Annotated in this window: 13 protein-coding genes; 5 read left to right on the top strand and 8 right to left on the bottom strand. The window is 69.9% G+C overall.

The genetic code is table 11. The annotated features are described in order from the left end of the window. Positions 1–362 precede the first annotated feature (362 nt). The gene (locus G6N25_RS17925) at positions 363–1,205 is read left to right on the top strand and encodes a ribonuclease Z (protein ID WP_083072063.1); all 843 of its coding nucleotides are present in this window, start codon (positions 363–365) and stop codon (positions 1,203–1,205) included. A 3-nt stretch (positions 1,206–1,208) separates the two neighbouring features. On the opposite strand, the gene G6N25_RS17920 is transcribed toward G6N25_RS17925, so the two are convergent. After that, on the bottom strand, positions 1,209–1,937 hold the full coding sequence (locus G6N25_RS17920; RefSeq protein ID WP_179961680.1) for a hypothetical protein: 729 nt from the start codon (positions 1,935–1,937) through the stop codon (positions 1,209–1,211). Between the two features lie 87 nt (positions 1,938–2,024). Here G6N25_RS17920 and G6N25_RS17915 point away from each other — a divergent pair, with 87 nt between their 5' ends. Beyond that, the gene (locus G6N25_RS17915; RefSeq protein ID WP_232065832.1) at positions 2,025–2,513 is read left to right on the top strand and encodes a MarR family winged helix-turn-helix transcriptional regulator; all 489 of its coding nucleotides are present in this window, start codon (positions 2,025–2,027) and stop codon (positions 2,511–2,513) included. A 137-nt stretch (positions 2,514–2,650) separates the two neighbouring features. Here G6N25_RS17915 and G6N25_RS17910 read toward each other — a convergent pair whose 3' ends face one another. The 3 genes from G6N25_RS17910 to G6N25_RS17900 are packed head-to-tail and all read right to left on the bottom strand — an operon-like array spanning position 2,651 to position 6,152. Continuing rightward, the gene (locus G6N25_RS17910) at positions 2,651–3,490 is read right to left on the bottom strand and encodes a transglutaminase family protein (protein ID WP_083072062.1); all 840 of its coding nucleotides are present in this window, start codon (positions 3,488–3,490) and stop codon (positions 2,651–2,653) included. Then, the gene (locus G6N25_RS17905) at positions 3,490–4,467 is read right to left on the bottom strand and encodes an alpha-E domain-containing protein (protein ID WP_083072061.1); all 978 of its coding nucleotides are present in this window, start codon (positions 4,465–4,467) and stop codon (positions 3,490–3,492) included. The genes G6N25_RS17910 and G6N25_RS17905 overlap by 1 nt, the downstream gene beginning before the upstream one ends. 14 nt (positions 4,468–4,481) lie before the next feature. Beyond that, the gene (locus G6N25_RS17900; protein ID WP_083072123.1) at positions 4,482–6,152 is read right to left on the bottom strand and encodes a circularly permuted type 2 ATP-grasp protein; all 1,671 of its coding nucleotides are present in this window, start codon (positions 6,150–6,152) and stop codon (positions 4,482–4,484) included. Between the two features lie 144 nt (positions 6,153–6,296). Between G6N25_RS17900 and rpsT the strand changes: the two genes are divergently transcribed. Then, positions 6,297–6,557 (top strand): 30S ribosomal protein S20, encoded by a 261-nt coding sequence (gene rpsT / locus G6N25_RS17895; RefSeq protein ID WP_083072060.1) that lies wholly within the window; start codon positions 6,297–6,299, stop codon positions 6,555–6,557. 14 nt (positions 6,558–6,571) lie between these two features. On the opposite strand, the gene holA is transcribed toward rpsT, so the two are convergent. From holA to G6N25_RS17880, 3 genes are read right to left on the bottom strand one after another with little or no spacing between them, the layout of a single operon-like run. After that, positions 6,572–7,531 carry a DNA polymerase III subunit delta gene (gene holA, locus G6N25_RS17890; RefSeq protein ID WP_142272447.1) on the bottom strand — a complete coding sequence of 320 codons (960 nt, stop codon included), beginning with the start codon at positions 7,529–7,531 and terminating at the stop codon, positions 6,572–6,574. A 44-nt stretch (positions 7,532–7,575) separates the two neighbouring features. Next, positions 7,576–9,135: a ComEC/Rec2 family competence protein gene (locus G6N25_RS17885; RefSeq protein WP_083072058.1), complete on the bottom strand. Its 1,560-nt coding sequence runs from the start codon at positions 9,133–9,135 to the stop codon at positions 7,576–7,578. A 5-nt stretch (positions 9,136–9,140) separates the two neighbouring features. Then, positions 9,141–9,992: a ComEA family DNA-binding protein gene (locus tag G6N25_RS17880; protein WP_083072057.1), complete on the bottom strand. Its 852-nt coding sequence runs from the start codon at positions 9,990–9,992 to the stop codon at positions 9,141–9,143. Positions 9,993–10,188: 196 nt separating this feature from the next. Between G6N25_RS17880 and G6N25_RS17875 the strand changes: the two genes are divergently transcribed. Both G6N25_RS17875 and G6N25_RS17870 read left to right on the top strand, forming a co-directional pair. Next, complete coding sequence (locus G6N25_RS17875) at positions 10,189–11,346, top strand: acyl-CoA dehydrogenase family protein (RefSeq protein WP_083072056.1); 1,158 nt, start codon at positions 10,189–10,191, stop codon at positions 11,344–11,346. Positions 11,347–11,353: 7 nt separating this feature from the next. Beyond that, a complete protein-coding gene (locus G6N25_RS17870; RefSeq protein ID WP_083072055.1) occupies positions 11,354–12,469 on the top strand; it encodes an acyl-CoA dehydrogenase family protein in 1,116 nt (371 codons plus the stop codon). 72 nt (positions 12,470–12,541) lie between these two features. On the opposite strand, the gene G6N25_RS17865 is transcribed toward G6N25_RS17870, so the two are convergent. Next, positions 12,542–23,689: a type I polyketide synthase gene (locus tag G6N25_RS17865; protein ID WP_083072054.1), complete on the bottom strand. Its 11,148-nt coding sequence runs from the start codon at positions 23,687–23,689 to the stop codon at positions 12,542–12,544. Positions 23,690–23,788 lie beyond the last annotated feature (99 nt).

Raw genomic sequence — 23,788 nt, 5'->3', positions numbered from 1 at the left:
GTCGAATGCGGATCCGTTGGTTACCGATGGGTATTTTCACGTTGAAGTATTATAGCGGCGGATGGTGTTTGCTATCACGCCTGCCTACAACCCGTCTACCAGGAACTCTTTGACTCTACGACGATTGCGGAGCCACACATTCCTGAAGCGATCACCCAAAACCCATCGAAAGTCCCACGCGCTAGGTTCTTCGCGGCTACTGCAAGTCGACCCTCGCTAGCCCGCTACGGCCGCAGGGATTCTGGGTCCGCAACCTGGCGGCTTATGGGTCGGCCGCGGCGTGTGGGCCGAATCCTCTTGTCCGCCAGCTAATTCAGTTGATTGGGCCACGCGGCGCTCATACGGCTTGCAAGGATAGGGCCATGATCGAGATCACGCTGCTGGGAACCGGAAGCCCCATCCCGGACCCGAACCGCGCCGGGCCGTCGACGCTGGTGCGGGCGGGCGGACAGGTGTTCCTGGTGGACTGCGGGCGCGGGGTGCTGCAGCGCGCGGCGGCGGTCGGCGTGGGCGCCGCCGGGTTGTCGGCGCTGCTGCTCACCCACCTGCACAGCGACCACATCGGGGACCTCGGCGACGTGCTCATCACGCGCTGGATCAGCACCTTCGCGCCCGACCCGGCCCCGCTGCCGATCATCGGGCCGCCCGGCACCGCCGAGGTCGTAGCGGCGACGCTCAAGGCGTTCGACCACGACATCGGCTACCGGATCGCCCATCACGCCGACCTGAACGCGCCGCCGGCGGTCGAGGTGCACGAATACACCGAGGGCCCGGTCTGGGACCGCGACGGCGTCTCGATCCGGGTGGCCCCGACCGATCACCGGCCGGTGGCGCCGACGATCGGCTTCCGCATCGAATCCGGCGACGCCTCGGTGGTGCTGGCGGGAGACACGGTGCCCTGCGCCGGGCTCGACGAGCTGGCGGCCGGTGCCGACGCGTTGGTGCACACCGTGATCCGCAAGGACATCGTCATCAACATCCCGCAGCAGCGGCTGCAGGACATCTGCGACTACCACTCGTCGGTGCAGGAAGCGGCGGCGACGGCGGCCCGCGCCGGCGTGGGCACCCTGGTGATGACGCACTACGTGCCGGCGCTGATCCCCGGCCAGGAGGAGCAGTGGCGCGCGCTGGCGGCCGGCGAGTTCGGCGGGACGATCGAGCTCGGCGACGACCTGCACCGGGTCGAGGTCAAGGCGCGAGCGTAACGATCATTCGCGGACGGCGGCGCCGGCCGGGTGGCGAATGTCGGTGCGGCGCAACGGCAATAGCGCGCCGACCACGACCAGCCAGACCAACGCCGAGACGCGCGCGATCGGCAGGATCACGCCCAGTTGCGGCCAGACCAGCACCGCCGTCGTCAGCTCGGCAAGGGCGGCGATCGCCAGGCCGGTCCAGGCCACCGGTCTGGGCGTCAGCCCCAGGATGAGGCTGGGCACCGCCATGCCGGCGACCAGCAGACCCAGGGCCACGATGTGCCCCGGGCCGCCGACCAGGAACACCAGGAAGTAGACCGCCCGCACCAAGGCGGTGTCCGCGCTGACCTCCGGTCGCGACAGCGTCCAGGCCAACAATCCGGTCAGACCCAGCGCGCCGGCCGCCAGGGTGCCGCCCGTCAGCGCGATCGTGGCCCCCGGCGCGGTGACGCCGAGCTGCCGCAACCGGGTGCTGGCCGTCGCCGCGTAGATCGCCAACGGCACCGACGCCGCGAACGTCGCGGTGGCGATGACCTGCACGGCGACCGGCTGGGCGCGCACGTACGCCGCGACCGCGGCGGCCGGCCCGTAGGGCAACGGCATCACGCCGCCCAGCGCGACCCCGATGGCTATGCCGCCGAAGAGCAGCCCAACGCAGATCGCCGAGAGCAGTACCAGCGGCGGTCCACCTTGCTGGCGGCGAGTCGAGACCGACCCAGTTCCATCTCGAGACGAATCATTCATGTTATGAACGGTATGCCCAGACCTGTGCCCTGGCAAGACCCACCAGGATTCATCAGAAGAATTATTCGCAGAGACTATGATGCGTCGGTGTCATCAGCTCCAGCCAGCGACCGTCCCGATGGTGTGGCCTTCCTGTTGGCTCAGCTCGGCCACCATGCCGCGACGATGTTCGCCGAAGCGACTGCCACCATCGAGCTGGGCCCGGCACACGCGGGAATCCTGCGCGCGATCGCCGACGAGCCCGGCCGCAGCCAGCAAGCGCTCAGCGCTCAATTGGGCGTGTTGCCCAGCCGCATCGTCGTCTACGTCGACGAACTCGAGGAGCGTGGCTATGTCGAGCGTCGCCGCAACCCGAACGACCGCCGGCTGCATGCCCTTTACCTCACCGCGGCCGGGAAAAGGTTGATGCGCAAGCTTTCCGAACTCGCGCTCCAGCACGAACTCCGGCTCACTGCCGCGCTTGACCCGGAGCAACGCAGCGCCCTGCGTACCCTTCTCGCCGCGGTGGCGCAGCAGCAGGGCCTGACGCCGCACGTCCACCCTGGTTACCGCACGATTGTCCAGCCGGCCAAGTGATGGCATAGCGCCGAGACTGCGGTGGGGGTGACGGCAAGCCGGAAAAGCCAGCCCTGAACGCAGACTCGATACCACCAGCGCAGACTCGGTGCCAGCGGCCTAGAGTAACGACCCCGACGAACCTGCGCACCAGATCGCTAAGCCAGCCGGGTGACCTCCACGATGACGTCGAGATCGGTCGCCCCCTGCCCGGAGTAGATGCCCTTCAGCGGGGAAACGTCGGTGTAGTCGCGGCCGGCGCCCACGCTGACGTATTGCTCGGTGATCGGGGTGTCGTTGGTGGGGTCGTAGTTCCACCAATCACCGGTCCACGCCTGAATCCAGGCGTGGCTTCGCCCGTCCACGGCATCGCCCACGACGGCGTGACGCTTGGGGTGCAAGTAGCCCGATACGTAGCGGCCGGGAATTCCCATGCTGCGCAACAGGATCAGCGACAGGTGCGCGAAGTCCTGGCAGACGCCCCTGCCCTCGTTCAGCGCGTCCAGGCCGGACGAGTGCACGCCGGTGGTCCCCGGCAGATAGTCCAGCTCGTCGCGGACCCACTTGGCGACGGCGACGACGGCGTCGGCGGGGTCGCGAGTCCTGGCGATCTTTTTGGCCACGGACGCGAGGCGTTTGTTGGTCGGGGTGTGCGCGGTCGGGCGAAGCAATTCGTCGAACCGATCGATCACGGCGTCCGAGCGCAGGTCGCTCCAGCCGACCTCGGTCGCCGGCGGCTCCGGCCGCTCGGTCTCGACGACCGAGGACGACGTCACCGTGAGATCGGTGTGCGGGGCGTGCAGGTCGAACGCCGTGACGGCGGTGCCCCAATAGTCGATGTAGCGGTGGGACCGCGTCGCCGGAATGGTTTCGACGCGATTCAGGATGACGTTCTGCCGGGAATCCGACCTTGGGGTCAGCCGGGCTTCGTTGTAGGAGGCGGTCACCGGCGACTGGTAGGCGTACCCGGTGGTGTGCACCACCCGCAGCCGCCACATCAGGAATCGCCCTGCCTGCCGACCAGCCGGGCGCGCTCGCCGGCATCCGACCACGCCACCCACGGAGTCACGTGAAAGTACTGCAGCGACAACGCTTCTCCAACGTCACGGCAGGTTCCCTGCAGGCCCGCCAAACGGCTCTCCAACGACTCGAGCAGCACCCCGGGTTGCACGAATTCCAGTTCGCTGCGGGCCTGCCCGAGCAACCGCTGCGCCTCGCCTGTGGCCCCGATCCGGCTCTGCGGATTGTGCATCAGGTCTTCCAGGTTGTGTTCGGCCAGCCGCAGCGAGTAAAACACCGAACGCGGAAACAGCCGGTCGAGCAGCATGAACTCGACCACCCGGCCCGCGTCCAGCACGCCGCGGTAGGTGCGCAGGTAGGTGTCGTGCGCACCCGCGGAGCGCAGCAGCGTCACCCACGCCGGGGAGGACGCGCTGTCCCCGACCCGCGAGAGCAGCAGCCGCACGGTCATGTCGACCCGCTCGATCGCGCGTCCCAGCACCATGAAGCGGTATCCGTCGTCACGCGACAGCGTCGAGTCGGCCAGGCCGGCGAACATGGCCGCCCGTCCTTCGATGAACGACAGAAACTCGTGCGGCCCAAGGCGTTTGGCGGCGCGCTCGCGTTCGGCCAGGGCGTGATAGGTGGTGTTGAGGCACTCCCAGATTTCGCTGGACGTCATCTCCCGGGCCGACTTCGCGTTTTCCCGGGCGGCCGTGATGGCGTCGACGATCGAACAGCCGCCCGACACGTTGGTGCCGAAGGCCACCAGGTCGGTCAGCGACCAGACGTCCAGGTCGTGGTCCGGCGGGTCGATGCCGAGCACCCGCAGCAGCAGCCGCGACGCCTGGTCGGGGTCGACGCTGGAATCCTCGAGCAGTTGGTGCAGCGCCACGTCCAGGATTCGCGCGGTGTCGTCGGCGCGCTCGACGTAGCGACCGATCCAATAGAGCGCCTCGGCGTTGCGGGCCAACATCAGTGCCTCGCCTCCTACTGTTGCTGCTGCTGGGGCTGCTGGTCGTGCACCTCGGTCGGATGTGAACCGTCGAGCGCCGGGTCCGGGATGGACTTCGGCAGCGACCGGACCACCTCGGCGGCGCCCAGCTCACGGTCGCCGGCCGACGCGCGGGGCGCCAGCACCCAGGTGTCCTTCGAGCCGCCACCCTGGCTCGAGTTGACCACCCGCGAGCCGGGGACCAGGGCCACCCGGGTCAGTCCGCCCGGCAGCACCCACACGTCGTTGCCGTCGTTGACGGCGAACGGCCGCAGGTCGACGTAGCGGGGGGCCAGCGTGCTTTCGACCTGGGTCGGCACGGTCGACAGTTCCATCATCGGCTGCGCGATCCAGCTGCGCGGGTCGTCGCGGATCTTCCTGGCGACGGCGGCCAGCTCCTTCTCGGAAGCCTCCGGCCCGAACACGATGCCGTAGCCGCCGGAGCCCTCGACCGGCTTGAGGACCAATTCGCCGATCCGGTCCAGCACCTCCTCGCGTTCGTCGTCCAGCCAGCACCGGTACGTCTCCACGTTGGCCAGCAGCGGCTTCTCGCCCAGGTAGTACTCGATCATGGCCGGCACGTAGGTGTAGACGAGCTTGTCGTCGCCGACGCCGTTGCCGATCGCGCTGGAGATGACGACGTTCCCGGCGCGGGCGGCGTTGACCAGGCCGGCCACCCCCAGCACCGAGTCGGCGCGGAACTGCAGCGGGTCCAGGAAGGCGTCGTCGATGCGCCGGTAGATGACGTCGACCTGGCGCTCGCCCTCGGTGGTCCGCATGTAGACCTGGTTGTCGCGGCAGAACAGGTCGCGGCCCTCGACGAGCTCGACGCCCATCTGACGCGCCAGCAGCGAGTGCTCGAAGTAGGCCGAGTTCGCCACGCCGGGAGTCAGGACCACGACGGTGGGGTCGGCCTCGTTGGTGGCCGCCGAGTTGCGCAGCGCGCGCAGCAGGTGCGACGAGTAGTCGTCGACCGCGCGCACCCGGTGGGTGGCGAACAGGTTCGGGAAGACCCGCGCCATGGTGCGGCGGTTCTCCATGACATACGACACGCCCGAGGGCGAGCGCAGGTTGTCCTCGAGAACCCGGAAGTTGCCCTTCTCGTCGCGGATCAGGTCGATGCCGGCGACGTGGATTCGCACGCCGTTGGGCGGGACGATGCCGAACGCCTGGCGGTGAAAATGCTCGCAGGAGGTGATCAGGCGCCGCGGGATGATGTCGTCGTTCAGGATCTCCTGGTCGCCGTAGATGTCGTCGAGGTACAGCTCGAGGGCCTTGACCCGCTGGGTGATGCCGCGTTCCAACCGGCTCCATTCGGCGGCCGAGATCACCCGCGGCACCAGGTCGAGCGGGAACGGCCGCTCCTGACCCGACAGCGAAAACGTGATGCCCTGGTCGATGAACGCCCGGCCCAGCGCCTCGGCGCGCGCCTTGAGGTCTGCCGCGTCGGCGGGCGCGAGCTCGGCGTAGATGCCCTTGTACGGGCCGCGGACGGCGCCCTGGGCGTCGAACATCTCATCGAAGGCCTTGGAATAAACGCCAGCATGGGAGTCCGACATGGTGTATCCGCCGAAGATGCGCCCGGAACGCGCATCCGGCCGCACGGCGCCGCCGCGCGGCGCACGCTTGGCGACCTCGAGCCGGCTCGGAAGACTCACTTTAGAGATGGTGCCCCAAATTGACGTTCTGGCAGGCCAGGGTTCCCCTTTTGGGAGAAAACGTAACGGACTGCTAACCTGAGCAGTCGCGATCGGGTGTGGGACGCCCCGGGACAAACACCGCAATCACCGAATCGACGAAGGAAATCACGCGTGGCCAACATCAAGTCGCAGCAGAAGCGCATCAAGACAAACGAGCGCGCCCGCCTGCGCAACAAGTCGGTGAAGTCCTCGCTGCGCACCGCCGTGCGCGCGTTCCGCGAGGCCGCCCACACCGGCGACAAGGAGAAGGCCGCGGAGTTGCTGGTGTCGACCAACCGCAAGCTGGACAAGGCGGCCAGCAAGGGCGTGATCCACAAGAACCAGGCGGCCAACAAGAAGTCGGCGCTGGCGCGGGTCCTCAACAAGATCTGAGGCCAGTCGCCGACCTATCGGCTTCGGTCGGCCACCAGCTCGGCAACCCGCCTGACCGCGGACTCCAGCGCGTAGTCCGCGTCGGCGACGGCCCCCTTGACGTTGGCGTTGAGTTCCGCCACCACCTTCATCGCGGTCGCCACCGACTCGCGCGACCAGCGCCGGGCCTGCTTCTGCGCCTTCTGCACCCGCCAGGGCGGCATCCCCAGCTGCCCCGCCAGACGATAGGGGTCCCCGGAAAGCGGGCGCACCCGGCCGATGGTGTGCACGGCTTCGGCCAGCGCGTCGGCCAGCACCACCAACGGCTCTCCGCGCAGCATCGCCCACCGCAGCGCCTCGGTGGCCCCCGCGACGTCGCCGGCCACCGCCTTGTCGGCGATGTCGAAGCCCTTCACGTCGGCCTTTCCGCTGTGATAGCGCCGCACCGCCGCGGCGTCGACGCGACCGCCGGTGTCGGCGACCAGCTGCGAACACGCGGCGGCGAGCTCGCGCGCGTCGGAGCCGACGGCGTCCAGCAGGGCGGTCACCGCGTCCTCGCCGGCCTTGACCCCCAGCGCACGAAACTCCTTGCGGACGAAGTCGACGCGTTCGCTCGCCTTGGTGATCCGCGCGCACGGATGCACCACGGCGCCGAGCGACTGCAGCTCGCTGGCCAGTGCTTTGGCCCGCCCCCCGCCCGAGTGCACCACCACCAGCACCGTCCCCGCCGGGACCTCGGCGGCGGCCGCGGCGATCACCGCCGCCGCATCCTTGCCCGCTTCGGCGGCGGCCTCGAGCACCACGATGCGCTCGTCGGCGAACAACGACGGGCTCAGCAGTTCGGCGAGCTCGTAGGTCCCGACGTCGCCGGCCCGCATCCGGTTCACGGGAACGTCCGGGTTCCCGGAGGCGCCGGCCCGTTCGCGCGCCGACCGCAGCACGTCGGCCACCGCCCGCTCGACCAGTAGCTCTTCGTCACCCAAGACCAGGTGCAACGGCGAAGCCTCGCTCACCCCACGATGGTGTCACGTGCGTCTGACTACGGGCCGACCAGCCCGGACAGCGACCAGGCGATCAGGCAGCCGGCGCCCACCATCGCGGCCGGCCCCGCGACGGCCCGAAAGGACCGCCACCGCCACAGCACAACCACCAGCGCCGTGGCGCACGCGACGACCACGACACCGGGCACGCCTTCGGGGACGGGCACCGTCGCCGCGGGCACACCGGCCGCCCATTTCGCGACGCTCAACACCCACCACAGCTCCGGCCCGGTGAAGCGGATCAACAGCTGCGCCCCGGCCGGCCACAACGGGCACAACACGGCCGCCGCGCTGCCCAGCACGGTGATCGGCGCTATCACGGGTGCCACGGCGAGATTGGCCGCGGCGGCGACCATGCTGACCCGGCCCGAAATGCCGGCGACCAGCGGGGCGGTCACCACGTGCGCGGCCCACGCGACCGCGAGCGCGTCGGCCAGCGGCCTGGGCCAGCCCCGGCCGACCAGGCGGCGTGACCAGGCCGGCGCGATGACGACCAGGGCCGCCGTCGCCAGCACGGACAGCGCGAATCCCACGTCGACGGCCAGCTGCGGGGCGACGGCCATCAGGACCAAGACCGTGGCCGATAGGGCCGGAATCGCCTGCCTCCGACGCGAAGACAGCATGCCCGCCAACGCGATCGCGCCCATCACGGCCGCCCGCAGCACGCTCGCCGTCGGCTGCACGACGATGACGAACGCCACCAACGCCACCGCGGCCAGCGCGACGGCGGCGCGCGGGCCGATCAACCGGGCCGAGAACAGCACCGCCCCGCACACGATCGTGACGTTGGCCCCCGATACCGCCATCAGGTGCGTCATGCCCGCCGCGCGAAAGTCGCGGCCGGTCTCGGCCGCCACCGCCGAGGTGTCCCCGAGGACCAGCGCGGGCAGCATCGCGGCCCGGCCGGCGGGCAGGGTCTCGCGAGCGGCCGCGGCGAACCGGCCGCGCACGGCGTGAGCGGCCCGCTGCGCCGCGCCGGCGGTGCCCATGGTCGGCCGGCCCGACGCGTTGAGCACCGCGACCGTGAGGTCACGGCGGGCCGGGCGGTTGACGCGCGCGGTGAACCGGACCGGCTGGCCCACCATCATGTCGCCGAAGTCCGACGCCCGCGCGAAAACGACGACCCGGCCGGACATCTCGTCGGCGCGCAGGCGCCGCAGGGTGGCGCGAAACATCAGCCGGCCCTGGCCCACCGACACCGCGCTCTCGGTGGGGGTGACCGTCACCGGGACGACCGTTCCGAACGCCGCGGTGATCGGATGGCGACCCACCGCGTCGGCCCGCAACGCGATCGCGAGCCCAAACCCCGCGCCCACGACGCCGACCGCGGCCAAGCCGGCGCCGATCCCCGGCAGCCGCCGGGCTCGCCCGGGCCGGCGCGCCGCACAGCACACCAGCGCGGCCGCGGCGGCGACCAGCGCCACACCGCACGACGCCAGCGCCCGGCCGACCGGCCAGTAGATCCCGGCGGCGGTGACCAACCAGCTGGTGAGCGCGGCCGGAACCAGCCGCGCATCGAGGTGCGCGGGCGCCGATTCGGCGTGGCCCGGGTGGTGCACCGGTGTCAGACACGGACCAGGCTGCGCAGTTTGTCCAGGCGCGCCGGACCGATGCCGTCGACGTCGGCGAGTTGGTCGACGCTGGTGAACTTGCCGTTGGCCTGCCGCCACGCCACGATCGCGGCGGCGGTGACCGGTCCCACCCCGGGCAGGGCGTCCAACTGCTCCGCCGTCGCGGTGTTCAGGTCGAGCGCCCCGGCCGCCTTCGGCTTCACCGCCCCCGACCCCGGCCCCGCCGGTCGCGGCGCCCCGGATGCCGGCGCCGAACCGGAGGCCACCGAGCTGCCCAGCGCCGTCGGCTGCCCCGGGGCGGGAGCAAGCCCGACGACGATCTGCTCGCCGTCGCCGACCGGGCGGGCCATGTTCAGCCCGATGGTGTCGGCGCCGTTCACCGGGCCCCCGGCGGCCTGCAGCGCATCGGCGACGCGCGCGCCGGGCGCCAGGGTGACCAGCCCGGGGGTGTGCACCAGGCCGACCACGCTGGCCACCACCGGTTGGGCGGGATTCGCCGACGGCCTGGGGCTTGCGGTGAACGCCTTTTCGACCGGCGGGAGCTTGGCCGACATCACCGGCGCGGGCCGGTCGCGCAGCAGGGTGAACACCGTGACCAGCACCGCGAGGGCGGCCACGACCGCCAGCGCGATGGCACCGGCGCGGCCGGGATCGGCGCGCACCCTGGCCACCCAGCCCCGGCTCGGCGACGCATCGGGAAGCCACCGCGGCAACAGCGAGTTCTGGTCGTGCTCCGGGGCACCGTCCGGTTCTTCCGGTTCGCCCGCGGCGTCGGCGCGCGAATCGGCATCCGGGTCGGCACCGAGCCGTCGGTGCAGTCGCTCGGCGGGGAGTTCTGTTCGCATGGGCCGACCGTAGGCGCGCCGGCCCTCCCCAACGGGCCGCGAAACGGCGTCGCGACGCCCGCGTGTGGACTAATCCGAGGCTGTGCACAAGCGCCGCCCGGGATGGGTCAAGATGGAAGCCGGAGCCACTCACCGGGGCCGGACGACCCGTCCGCAGCGGGTCGCCACGCTCGCCCCCAGACGACAGGAGGCTGCCATGCAACTGGCGCTCACGCCCGAGGAAGCCGCCTTCCGCGACGAGCTTCGCGCCTTCTACACCACCCAGATCCCCGAGGAGCTCCGCGAGCTGGTGCGTCAGGGCTCATCGCTGTCCCGCGACCAGATCGTCACCAGCCACAAGATCCTCAACGACCACGGGCTGGCGGTGCCGAACTGGCCGGTCGAATGGGGCGGCAGGGACTGGACGCCCACGCAGCATCAGATCTGGGCCGACGAGATGCAGTTGGCGTGCGTCCCGGAGCCGCTGAACTTCAACGCCAAGATGGTCGGACCGGTGATCGCCGAATTCGGGTCCCAGGAGCTCAAGCGGCGCTTCCTTCCCCCCACGGCCAGCATCGACATCTGGTGGTGCCAGGGCTTCTCCGAGCCGGAAGCGGGCTCCGACCTCGCCTCGCTGCGCACCACCGCCGTGCGGGACGGCGACAGCTACGTCGTCAACGGGCAGAAGACCTGGACGACGCTGGGTCAGTACGCGGACTGGATCTTCTGCCTGGTGCGCACCGACCCGCAGGCACCCAAGCGCCAGGCCGGCATCTCGTTTGTGCTGATCGACATGGCGACGCCGGGCATCAGCCTGCGGCCGATCAAGACGATCGACGGCGGCCGCGAGGTCAACGAGGTGTTCTTCTCCGACGTTCGGGTGCCGGCCAATCAGCTTGTGGGGCAAGAGAACCAGGGCTGGACGTACGCGAAGTTCCTGCTGGGCAACGAGCGCACCGGCATCGCCGGGGTGGGCCGGACCAAGGTCCGCCTCGCCGAGGTGAAAAAGCGCGCCAGGCAGACCGGGCTACTGGACGACCCCTTGTTCGCGGCGCGCCTGGCCGAGGCCGAAAACGAGGTGCTGGCACTGGAACTCACGCAGTCCCGGGTGACCACCGACTCCGCGAACGGTAAGCCGAGCCCGGCCTCGTCGGTGCTCAAGATGCGCGGCAGCCAGTTGCAGCAGATCGCCACCGAGCTGCTCGTCGAGGTCGCCGGGCCCGACGCCTTACCCATCGGCGACGGTGACATCGCGTCACCCCCCTGGGCCCAATCCAGCGCCCCGCGCTATCTCAACTATCGCAAGACCTCGATCTACGGCGGCAGCAACGAGGTGCAGCGCAACATCATCGCGTCCACCATCCTGGGATTGTGAGGCAGCCATGGACTTTCAGCTGAGCGACGAGCAGGCCCTGCTCCGCGACACCACCCGCGACCTCCTGTCACGCACGTACGACCCGGAAAGCCGCAACAAGATCATCGAGACCGATCTGGGTTGGAGCCGTGACGTCTGGGGCCAGCTCGCCGACACCGGGATCCTGAGCCTCGGGTTCGAGCCGGACGAGGCGGGCCAGATCGAAATCATGGTGGTGCTCACCGAGATCGGGCGGCGGCTGGCGCCCGAACCCGTCGTGCACGCCGCCCTTGCGCCCGGGGCGCTGATCGCCGAACACGGCAGCGACGCGCAAAAGCAGCTGCTGGACGAGGTCGCGGCGGGTCAAAGATTGCTCGCGTTCGCCCACCTGGAGACCGGTCACCGGAAGCCGACCCCCGAGGTCACGACTCGCGCTGTGCGGCACGGCGATTCGTGGACCCTGAGCGGAACCAAGAACCCGGTCCTGGCCGGCGACTGCGCCGACGCGCTGGTGGTCAGCGCCGCGTTGCCGGACGGCGGCACCGGGCTGTTCCTGGTCGAGGGTGAGGCCGTGAACAGGCGCCCCTACCCGACGTTCGACGGGCAGCGCGGCGCCCAGATCGACCTGGATTCCGCGCCCGCCGAGCCGCTGGGCGACGCGGTGGACGTCCGAGACGCCTCCCCCGCCATCCGAGACGCCATCGTCCGCATCCAGTCGGCGTTGTGCGCCGAGGCCGTCGGCGCGATGGAGGAAGCGCTGCGCCTGACCACCGACTACCTCAAGACCCGCAAGCAATTCGGCGTCACGCTCAACAAGTTCCAGGCGCTCACCCAGCGGGCGGCCGACATGTACGTGTCGCTCGAATTAGCCCGCAGCATGAGCCTGTACGCCGCGATGTCGATCGCCGACGGCAACCTCGACCCGGTGATCGCGTCACGGGCCAAGTTGCAGGTCGGCCGGTCCGGCCGGCATATCGCGCAGGAGTCGATCCAGATGCACGGCGGCATCGGCATGACCGCCGAATATCCTGTGGGCCACTACGCCGCCCGGCTCACCGCGATCGAACACACGCTGGGCTCGTCGCAGGACCACCTGCGGGTGCTCGCCGACCACGTCGCCGACTACGACCTGGCCAGGCTCTAGCGCATGGCCGGGTTTGCGGAACTGTCCGCCGAGGTCATCTCGGCGTTCAACATCGCCGGCTGACCGCCGGCATCAGCCCGGCTCTGGCACCGCGACGGATTCCGGGTCCGGTTCCGGCGCCGCAACGGATTCCGGGTCCGACTCCGGCGCCGCAACCGGTTCCGCCTCGCCCGACGGTGATTCCGACTCGGGCAGCTGAGCCGCGAGATATTCTCCGAGCCCCCCGATCGTCGGATAGTCGAACACCGCGGTGGCGTTGATCGTGAACGCGCCACCGAACTGGCTGTGCAACCGGTTGCGGAGCTCGACCGCCATCAGCGAATCCGTACCCAGGTCCAGGAACCGGCTGGTCGCGGCGGGCGGTTGCGCGAGCCGCAGGAAACCCTGCACCTCGCGCTGCAGGAATTCGGTGATGAAGCTGGCGCGCTGCGCCACCGGTATCTCCTGCAGTTGCCGGAGCAACTCGCTGTCGCCGGTCGTCTCCCCGACGGCGCTCGGCAACACGAGGTCCAGAATCGGTGGGCGAGAACTGCCCAACACCTTCGCGGCACGCTGCCAGTTGGCCTTGATGACGGTCGCCTGCGCGGTTCCGTTGGCGACAACCTCGGCGAGCGCGCCGAGGGCGGCCGAGGGTTCCAGCGGAACCAGCCCTTGCGCACCGATATTGGCGCGCGCGGCCTCCGACGAGGCCATGCCCCCCTGCGCCCAGGGACCGAAGTTGACCCCGGTCGCCGGCGCGCCTCGCGCCTGTCGTCCCGCGACCAACCCGTCGAGCAACGCGTTGGCGGTCGAATAGTTGGCCTGGCCGGGTGGACCGAGCAGGCTGGACACCGAGGAGGACACGACGAAGAAGTCGAGATCGTCATCCTTCGTCAACCGGTCCAGGTGAAGGGCGCCGAACGCCTTGGGCGCCAACGTCGCCCGGAAACGCTCCGGGTCCTGCTGGGACAGCAGCGCGTCGTCGAGCACGCCCGCCAAGTGCGCCACGCCCGCGAGCGGAGGCAGCTCCGCGCGGATCCGCTCCAGCAGCTGTGCGACCTCCGACTCCTCGCCGACGTCGGCGGGGAAGGTGTGGATGCGGCACTTGTAACGCTCGGCGATCTCCCCGATTGCGCGTTGTGCGTCCGCATCGGGCTCCCGCCGGCTGGTCAACACGATGTCACCGGCACCGAGTTGGGCCAGATACGACGCCGTGTGCAGGCCGATCGCGCCGAGCCCACCGGTGATCAGATAGCTCCGATCGCCGCGCGGCTGTAGCGGTTTCGGCATGTGCAGCACGATCTTTCCGATATGCCGCGCTTGCTGCATGCGGCGAAACGCCGTCTTCGCCTCCGTCAGCGGGTAGATCTCGGCGGGTAGCGGCGTCCACTCGCCCATGGCCAACCCGTCCGACACCTCGCCCAGCAGGCCGCGAATACGCTCGGGCTCCTGGAAGGTGGTCGCGTCCAGCGCGACGATCTCGTAGGCGATATCGGGACGAACCGCCGCCATCTGCTCGGGAGTCCAGATGTCTCGTTTGGCGATCTCGGCGAAACGGCCATTCTGGGCGGTGGCCCGCACGGTCGCTTCGACAAACCCCTCATTGGTCAGGCTGTTGAGCACCACGTCAACGCCGGCACCGTCGGTGTCGGCCAGTATTTGGTCGGCGAAATCCGTGCTGCGCGAGTCGTACACGTATTCCACACCCAGCTTGCGCAGCGTCGCGCGTTTGTAGGTGCTGGCGGTGGCGAAGACGATCGCACCGTGCCGTTGCGCCATCTGGATGGCGGCCAATCCGACGCCACCGCTGGCGGCGTGGATGAGCACCCGGTCACCGGGCTTCAGCCGCGCCCAGTCGAACGCGAGCCGCGCCGTGAGCGCCGCGGCGGGAATGGTCGCCGCTTCTATCGCGCTCACGCGAGCGGGAATCGGCGCCAGCAACTGGGCCGGCACGTTGAACCGGCTGGCGAACGCGCCCTGCATGAAGCCATAGACGCGCATGTCCACCTCGAGGCCGGTGACGCCGCTGCCCAATTGGGTGACGGTGCCGGCGAAGTCGCCGCCGATCGGGCCCGGATCGCCCGGGTAGAGGCCCAGCACATTGAGCACATCCCGGAAGTTCAAACCGGCGGCCTCAACCCGGACCTGCACGTAGCCGTCGTCGGGCGGCGGCACTTCCGTCTCGGTCAGGCGCAGGTTGTCGATCGCGCCGCGCTCCGTGGGGGCCAGGGCGTAATCGGCGGCGCGCGGCACGCTGAGATGGCCGCTGCGCGACCATTGCAGTAGCCGGGACGCCAAGAACTTTCCTTGGCGCAGCGCGAGTTCGGGCTCGTCGATCGGGGCGCCGAGAAGGCCGGCCAGCGAGCGCACGGCCTCCTCGGACCCGTCGTGGTCGATCAGCTTGCAGCGCAGGGCCGGTTCCTCGTTCACGATGGTGCGCCCGAGTCCCCACAGCGCCGCCTGCACCGGGTCGACCGGTTCGCCGGATTCGGTCGCCACCGCCCGTTCGGTGACGATCCACAGCCCGCCGGGCAGCTTCACCGCGTCGTCGGCCTGCGCGGTGTGCACGGCGCTGAGCAGATGACCGATCTCGGTCTCCAGCCGCGCGATGGATTCGGCGCTCGACTCGTCGGCACGCGGTCCGGCGCTGCGCCAGACGATGCCGGCGAACGGCATGCCGCGTTCGTGCGCCTGCGCCAACACCCGCCCCAGGGGCTCGACATCCGTAGCCCTGTCGAACGGGATGCAGCCCGGCAGCTCGGCCGCCAGCTCGTTGAATCCGGCGATCAGCCAGGTGCCGCTGATGTTTTCGGAGCTGTCACTCGACGGCGGGGCCGGCACCTCGTGCCAGCCGAGGGCATACAGCAGCCGGGTGGCGTCGCCGCCGAGCCCGCGCAACAACGCCTCCCGGGGCGCGCGTTTGACCGTGAACTCGCGAATCCCACCCAAGCGACGGCCATCCCGATCGACGAAATCGAGATCGAACACCTGGGTTTCGGCGTCGAGGGCGCTGGCGTGCCACCTCGCGCGGCAGTAGAACCGCCGGGGCATCCTCTCCCGCAGCTCCACCCGCCCGTACCGCAAGGGCAAGAACAGATCGTGCACGCCCTGTTCGGCCGCGAGAAGCGCCGGGAACGCCGGGAAGGCGACGCCGGTGCACAGATCCATCAGGACCGGATGCATCGGCTCGGTTCCGAGATGTTCGGTGAGTTCTTCGCCGACGGTGATATCGCCGATCGCCTCACCCTCGCCGAGCCACAGCGACTTCAACGAACCGGACCAGTTAGCCCCCCACGCCAGCTCCATGTCGGCGAAGGTGTCGAACAGCTCCTGCGGACGCATGCGCTCCATCCGCTCGGTTGCCGCCTGGAGGGGCTCCGCGGGATCGGCCTGCTCGGGTGCCGGCTCGTTCTCGACACCGGCGATGACGGTGCCGTCGGCGTTCAGCGACCATTCGGCGTCACGGACACCGTATGGGCGGCTGTGCACACGGAAGCCCCAGGCCCCCCCGTTCTGCAAGCCGTCCTCCAGCGGATGCAGCGTCAGCTGCACCTCGCGAGAGGTCTTCTCGGGCAGGATGATCGGCTCGTAGAAGAAGACGTCCTGCACCCGCCCCGGCGGCCCGACGGCGGCCAGCGCCATCGCCGCATACGTCGCCCCCGGAACGACGACCGTGCCATAGATGACGTGATCGGAAAGCCACGGCTGCGACTTGACCGACAGCCGGCTGGTGTAGACGGAATCGCCGGAGGCGAGATCCTTTGCGCTACCCAGGATTCCGGATGCGGAACCGCCTTGTCCGTCGAGGCCGGCAATACCGGAAGTCTTGGGCCAGAAGCGATGGCGCTGAAACGGATAGGTGGGCAGTTCGAGTCTGCGGCGAGGTTGACGGTGCAGCGCGGCGAACTTGGGCCGATGACCGCTGACGTAGGCCCCCGCCAGCGCCTCGGCGATCTGGCGCCGGTCGCCGACACCCTTGCGCAGGGAGACGATCGCGCGCGGCGCGGCCAGGTGCTCCGGCCAGACCTGCACCGCGGCCCCGGTCAGAACCGGCTGCGGGCCGATCTCCATCAGCACCGAGCATCCCAGCGCCGCCACGGTGCGCACGCTTTCGGCGAACTGCACCGGCTGGCGGGAATGCCGCCGCCAATACTGGGCGTCCAGCGGGCTTTCCGCCGTGAGCACCGCGCCGGTGCGGTTGCAGACCAGCGGCAACGTCGGCACGGCGAACGGCAATCGCGCCGCGTACGACTCGAATTCACCGAGCACCGGCTCCAGCAGCTCCGAATGGAAGGCGTGGCTGGTCTCCAGCCAACTGCACCGGGTCCCCTCAGTGCCGCACCTGGCGACGATCTGTTCCAGATCCGCGCCGGGACCCGACAGCACCGTGTTGGGTCCGTTGTAGGCGGCGACCGACACTCGGGGGAATTCGTTGGCGATCTCCTCGACGTACTTGGCGTCGGCGAACACCGCCACCATTCGTCCGCCGTCGGGCAGGCTGCCGAACAGCCGGCCGCGCTCGGCCATGAGCCGTGCCCCGTCCTCGAGGCTGAAGACGCCGGCCACACACGCCGCCGCGTACTGGCCCACGCTGTGCCCCAGCACCACGTCGGGCTCGACGCCCCACGACTGCCACAGCCGGGCCAGGCCCATCTCGACGGCGAAAAGCGCGGGCTGCGCAAACGACGTGTGGCCCAGCCCTTTACCGACGTTACCGCCGGCCTCACTACCGGTGTCGTGGTCGGTGGCGAACAGCACCTCCAGCAGCGGCCGCGGCAGGATCGGGTCGACCGCGTCCGCGCAGCGTGTCACCGTTTCCGCGAAAACTGGCTCGGCGTCGAACAATTCGCGCGCCATCCCCGGGTACTGGCTGCCCTGCCCGGTGAACAACCATGCCGTCGTCGGCGGGTCCGTGCACTCGCCGCGGACCACTCCCGGTCGCATCCGGTTCTCGGCCAACTCGGCCAGCCCCTCGCGGGCGCCCTGAACCGAATCCACCACCAGCGCGGCCCGGTGTTCGAAATGCGAACGCCCGGCCCCGGCCGTGAAGCACACATCGGCGATGTCGACCTTGGGGTGGGTGTTCAACCACTCGCCATACCGCTGCGCCAAGGCCACCAGCGCCTGCGGTGACCGCGCGGACAACGGCAGCACCTCGACCGGCTCATCTTGGCCGTCCGGCTCCGATGCCACGGTGGCGTTGGGTAAGACGGCGCCCGTGGAGTATTCGTCGGCGGTCGCCGATTGTGGTGGCGCCTCCTCGATCAGCACGTGCGCGTTCGTGCCGGTGAACCCGAAGGAACTTATGCCGGCGCGTCGCGGCCTGCCGTTGGCCTGCCAGGGAATCGCCTTGTCCACGACCCGCACCGGCAGCGAGTCCCACGGGATATGCGGCGACGGTGTCTCGAAGTGCAGGCTCTGCGGCAGCATTTCGTGCTGCAGCGACAACACGACCTTGATCAGACCGGCGGCCCCCGATGCCGCCTCGAGGTGGCCGATGTTGGTCTTCACCGATCCGATCAGCAACGGCCGGTCCGCGTCACGGCCGGCGCCGTAGACGGCCCCGGCCGCCTGCACCTCGATCGGATCACCCAGCGGCGTACCCGTTCCGTGCGCCTCAAGATAGTCAACGTCCCCGCCTGCGAGACCGGCGCGGGCCAGCGCCCCGCCGATAAGCCGTTGCTGTGCGCCACCATTGGGCACCGTCAAACCGCTGGACGCGCCATCCTGGTTGACCGCGCTGCCCGGGATGACCGCGCACACCCGATCGCCGTCGCGCATCGCGTCGCTCAGCCTCTTGAGCACCAGAATCCCGCAGCCCTCACTGCGCACGTAGCCGTCGGCGGAGGCGTCGAAGGTCTTGCATCGCCCGACGGGGGAAAGCATCCTGGCGCGTGAGGCGGCGATGATGGTTACCGGACTCAGCAAGACGTTCACGCCGCCGGCCAACGCCAAATCGCAGTCGCCGGAGTGCAATGCCTGGCAGGCCTGGTGGACGGCCACCAACGACGAGCTGCACGCGGTGTCGACCGCCACCGCCGGTCCTTCCAGCCCAAGCGCGAAGGCGACCCGGCCCGAGATGGCGTTGAGCGCATTGCCGGTGATGAAGTAGGGCTCGATTTTGTCGACCGACTCGGCGGACAGCAGATGGGCATACTCGTTGGCGGCGACCCCCACGAAGACGCCGGTTCGGCTGCCGCGCAGGTTCGCCGGCGCGTACCCCGCCCGTTCTAAGCCCTCCCACGCGGTTTCCAGCATCAGCCGCTGCTGCGGCTCGATCCACACGGCCTCGCGCGGGGAGATGCCGAAAAACTCCGGGTCGAATCCGTCGATTCCGTCGAGGAATCCGCCGAAGCGGCTGTAGATCTTGCCCGGGGTTTCTGGATCCGGGTCGTAAAACTCGTCGATGTCGAATCGGTCCTCCGGGACTTCCCGGATCGCGTCGACACCGCCGGACAGCACCTCCCAGAAGGCTTCCGGATCGGGCGCGCCTGGGAAACGGCACGACACCGCGACGATCGCGATCGGCTCGTCCGTGCCCCCCTTTGCCAGGGAGGCGAGCTGAGGCGCCGAACCAGCGGAGGCCTGCTCGCTGAGCCCGAGCACGTCGCCGAGCAGGTGATCCGCCACGTCGGACAGGCGCGGGTAGTCCATCGCCAGGGTCGCCGGTATCTCCCTGCCCACCGCTTGCTCGAGGCGGCGCCGCAATTCGATGGCCATCAGCGAATCCATGCCGAGATCGAAGAATCCGGCGTCCTCGCGGATCTCCGCGGCGTCGACGCGCGTCACCTCCGCCACCACCTCGCGCAGGTAGTCCGTCATAAGCTTCTTGCGCCGCTGCACCGGGGCGTGGGTGAGCCGCTCGACCAGCTGGGTCTTGCCCGACGACGTCAGTGCCGGCACCGACTCGGGCAGCTCGCGTTCCAGCTCCGCCAGGAAGGACCGCCGCCCGGCCTGCTGGTAGAGCGGCAGGAAGCGGGCCCAGTCGATCCGGGCCAAAACCCCCTGCGCGGCAGACGCCGCCAGGAGATCGGCCATGCCCGCCAGCGCATCGGCAGGTGACAATGTCTTGACGCCGCGTTGATCCAGTCGCGCGCGAGACTCCTGGTCGGCCATGCCCGCCGACCACGGTCCGAAGTTAACGCTGATCCCCGGGATGCCGCGCTCGCGCAGCCGCCAGGCCAGCGCGTCGAGGAAGGCGTTGGCCGCGCCGTAGGCGGTCTGGCCGTATCCGCCCCACACCGAGGCGATCGAGGAGGTGCTGAGGAAGAAGTCCAGCTGCAGGCCCGCGACCGCTTCGCTCAAATACCATGCGCCCCAGACCTTCCCGGCGAACACCCGATCCACTTCGGCTTGATGGGATTCGAAGTCGAGTGCGCTCAGCGGGGTGGTGCCGATCTCGCCCGCGGCGTGGACGATGCCGGCCAGCGGCGGCAGTTCGGCCTGCACGGTGGCGAGCAGGCGCGCGACGTCGTCCGCGTTGGCGACATCGGCCGCGGCGACCCGGATTTCGCAGCCGTGCCGTTCGCGTAGCGCGTCGACGCGCCGTTGGGCGGCATCGCTGGGCGGGCGCCGGCCGGTCAGCACCAGGTGCCGGGCGCCGTGCGCGGCCAGGTATCCGGCGATTTCCAGCCCGACCGAACCCAGCCCCCCGGTCACCAGATACGTTGCGTCATCGCGCAATGCCGGCGGCGTCGCGCTCGGTGCCCCCACCCGCCGAACCAGCCGGGGAACATAGACCGTTTGATCACGCACGGCCAGTTGGTCTTCCCTGATGGCCGAGTCGCGCGGCGCCATGATCTGGTCGATCAACCGTGCCCATTCGTCAGCGGTGCCGTGCGCCAGGTCCGCCAGTCCGCCCCACACTCGCGGATGCTCCAGCGAGGCGGCACGACCGAATCCCCACAGGCAACTCTGATCCGGTGACACGGTGTCGGTGTCGGTGACCCGTTGCGCGCCACGGGTTACCACCCAGATGGGTGTGCGCAGTTCGGCGGCGGCCGCGGCGCGGAAGAGTCGCCGCGTTCCGCCCAGGACTCGGTGTTGCATCCGCGACAGCGACCCCGTCGAGGGCACGGTGTCGGGGCCGAGGGCCGCGACATGCAGGATGCGCAGCGCCGGTTCGTCCGCCGCCGCGGCGCGCAACGCGGCCTCGAGCCGTTCCTCGTCCGCGTCGGACGCCGGCAACCCGAGGATCCGATGCCGGTGCCCCCGCGCGGTCAGCGCGTCGACCAGAGGCCGGACGACGTCGCCATCATCGCCGATGAGCAGCCAGGTGGCCGCCTCGTCGGCCTGCGCGTCCGAGGCCACGGCGGATCTCTCCCAGCGAATCTCGTAGCGGTCGTCCGCGATCGACCGGGTTTTGCGCTGTTGGTTGTGTTGTGCGGCAAGCCTTGTCAGCACGTCGACGGTCTGCTGGTCGCCGCTCGCACCACCGTTCAAAAGCGTGGCGAGTTCCTCGATCCGGCCGTCCTCGAGAAGCCGGACGGCTTCGGTCGTCACCGCCATGTGGGATTGTTGGTTGGGCAGTTCCCGGTTGTCGCGGTACCAGTACTGGCGATGCTGGAACGGATAGGTGGGCAGGTCGAGCTTTCGCGCGTGCGCCTGCCGCAAAGCGCCGAAGTCGGGCAGGTGGCCCAGGATGTACGCGTCGGCGAGGGCCTCGGTGATCTGGCGGTGGTCGGCGGTGTTTCGACGCAGCGACGCGATCGCCCGCGGTGCGGTGGCCGGGTCGGGCCATGCCCGCAGGGCCGCGGCGGTGAGCACCGGTTGCGGGCCGATCTCGAGCAGCACTTTGCAACCCAGATCGGCAAGCGTGCGCACGCTTTTCGCGAACTCGACCGGCTGGCGTGCGTGGCGACGCCAGTAGGCGCCGTCGATTTTCACGCTCCTGCCGAGCGCGGCGCCGGTGCGGTTGTCCACCAAGATCCGTTGCGGCGGGCCGTAATCGAACCGGTTCGCATACGACTCGAACTCGTCGAGGATCGGATCCAGCAGCGCCGAGTGGAACGCGTGGCTGGTGTCCAGCCAGTCACACCGGACACCGTCGGCCGCCAACCGGGCCACCGCCCGGTCCAGATCCTGTGCGGGCCCTGACAGCACGGTGTTGGCGCCGTTGTAGGCGGCCACCGACAGGCTGGGGAACTCGTCGGTGAGGCTCTCGACGCGCTCGGCGGCGGTGAATACCGCCGCCATCCGGCCGCCCGCGGGCAGGCTGCCGAAGAGTCGCCCGCGCTCGGCCATCAGCCGCGCGCCGTCCTCGAGGCTGAACACGCCCGCGACGCAGGCTGCCGAATACTGGCCGACGCTGTGGCCCAGCACCACGTCGGGTTCGAAGCCCCACGACTGCCAGAGCCGGGCCAGGCCCATCTCCACCGCGAACAGGGCGGGCTGGGCGTAGGAGGTCCGCCGCAGCGTCTCTCCGACGTCCGGGCCGTCCGGGCCGCCGGCGCCATCCCCATCGAAAATGACGTCCAGCAAAGGCTTTTCGAGAACATCGGCGACCACCGCCGCGCAGCGGGTCAGCGTCTCGGCGAACACCGGCTCGGTGTCGAACAGCTCCCGGGCCATGCCCGGGTACTGGCTGCCCTGACCGGTGAACAGCCACGCCGTCTTCGGGGTGTCGTCGGACACTCCGCGCACCAGACCGGGCGCCGGGCGGTCGTCCGCCAGCGCGCCGAGCAACTCGCCGGCGGCTTGTCTGGAATTGACCACCAACGCGGCCCGGTGCTCGAAGTGCGCTCGCCCCACCCCGGCGGTGAGGCAGAGGTCCGCCAGGGTGGCCTCCGGGTGCGCGCTCAACCAGCTGCGGTATTGGCCGGCGATCTGCACCAGTGCGGCGGGCGTGCGGGCCGACAGCGGGAGAACGCTGAAGCGCCGCCGGTCGGCCGGACTCGGTGCCGCCGCGGCCCGACCCGCTTCATCGGGCGCTTCTTCGACGATGACGTGCGCGTTGGTCCCGGCGAACCCGAACGAGCTGACCCCCGCGATGCGGGGCCGGCCGTTGCGTTCCCAGGCGGTCGCCTCCTTGACAACCTGCACCGCGAGCCGGTCCCACGGAATGTGCGGCGACGGATTGCGGAAGTGCAGGTGCTGCGGCAGTAACTCGTGCTCGAGCGACAGGATGACCTTGATGACACCCGCGATCCCCGCGGCCGCCTCCAGATGCCCGATGTTCGTCTTCACCGAGCCGATCAGCAGCGGCCGGCCGGGTTCGCGCCCGGCGCCGAGCACCGCGCCCGCGGCCTGGGCCTCGATCGGGTCGCCCAGCGACGTCCCGGTCCCGTGCGCCTCCAGGTATCCGACGTCGCCGGGCGCGACGCCGGCGCGCTTCAGCGCCTCGGCGATAACCCGTTGCTGGGCAATGCCGTTCGGCACCGTCAAACCACCCGACGCGCCGTCCTGGTTGATCGCGCTGCCCCGGATGACGGCCCGAACCCGGTCGCCGTCGCGGATCGCGTCCTCGAGCCGCTTGATGACGATGACGCCGCAGCCCTCGCCGCGCACGTAGCCATCCGCGGCCGCGTCGAAGGTCTTGCACCGGCCGTCGGGCGCGAGCATGTGCGCGCTGGAAAAGGTGATCATGGTCGCCGGGGTGAGCAGGACGTTCGCGCCGCCGGCCAGCGCGAGGTCACACTCCCCCAAGCGCAGCGCCTGGCACGCCTGATGGATCGCCACCAGCGACGAGCTGCAGGCCGTGTCGACGGCGACCGCCGGGCCCTGCAACCCCAACCGATAGCTGATCCGGCCCGCCGCCGCGGCATTCGACGTCCCGATCGCCATATAGGCCTCGATCTCGGGGAAAGTCAGCTCGTCGGATGCCATTCCCAGGTAGTCATGGGTGGACAAACCGATGAACACGCCGGTGTTGGTGTTCGCCAAAGCCGTTGGCGCGGTGCCCGAATGCTCCACCGCCCGCCACGCCGTCTCCAGCAAGAGCCGATGCTGCGGGTCCAGCAATCGGACCTCGCGCGCCGACATGCCGAAGAACGGCGCGTCGAACCCCGCCACGTCATCGACGAAGCCCGCCCGACGGGTCACAACCTTCCCGGGCGTGTCGGGATCGGGGTCGAAGAATTCGTCGGCATCCCACCGGTCGGCGGGCACCTCCGATATCGCATCCCGGCCTTCGGCCAGCACCCGCCAGAATTCGTCCGCGTCGGCGGCACCCGGCAAGCGCGCCGCGTAGCCGACGATCGCGAACCCCGCGCCCCCCTGCATCAGATCTTCGACGGATGCCATGCCGTTGTCCTCCCTGTTTCGGTCGGCGAAGGTTGGATGCCCGCGGCCCTCGCGGCACCGGGCCGCGGTAGCTACGAATCACGTCGTAGGCCGCTCATC

It is taken from the genome of Mycobacterium heidelbergense, from assembly GCF_010730745.1.
Lineage (GTDB): Bacteria > Actinomycetota > Actinomycetes > Mycobacteriales > Mycobacteriaceae > Mycobacterium > Mycobacterium heidelbergense.
The sequence above is the reverse complement of the archived record's forward strand: the minus strand, read 5'-3'. Positions and strand labels throughout refer to the sequence as shown.

Coding starts and splice junctions, on each gene's coding strand:
- G6N25_RS17905 (WP_083072061.1), bottom strand. CDS start 4,467: ATGTTGGCCCGCAACGCCGAGGCGCTCTATTGGATCGGTCGCTACGTC.
- G6N25_RS17870 (WP_083072055.1), top strand. CDS start 11,354: ATGGACTTTCAGCTGAGCGACGAGCAGGCCCTGCTCCGCGACACCACC.
- G6N25_RS17875 (WP_083072056.1), top strand. CDS start 10,189: ATGCAACTGGCGCTCACGCCCGAGGAAGCCGCCTTCCGCGACGAGCTT.
- G6N25_RS17880 (WP_083072057.1), bottom strand. CDS start 9,992: ATGCGAACAGAACTCCCCGCCGAGCGACTGCACCGACGGCTCGGTGCC.
- G6N25_RS17910 (WP_083072062.1), bottom strand. CDS start 3,490: ATGTGGCGGCTGCGGGTGGTGCACACCACCGGGTACGCCTACCAGTCG.
- G6N25_RS17865 (WP_083072054.1), bottom strand. CDS start 23,689: ATGGCATCCGTCGAAGATCTGATGCAGGGGGGCGCGGGGTTCGCGATC.
- G6N25_RS17925 (WP_083072063.1), top strand. CDS start 363: ATGATCGAGATCACGCTGCTGGGAACCGGAAGCCCCATCCCGGACCCG.
- G6N25_RS17920 (WP_179961680.1), bottom strand. CDS start 1,937: ATGAATGATTCGTCTCGAGATGGAACTGGGTCGGTCTCGACTCGCCGC.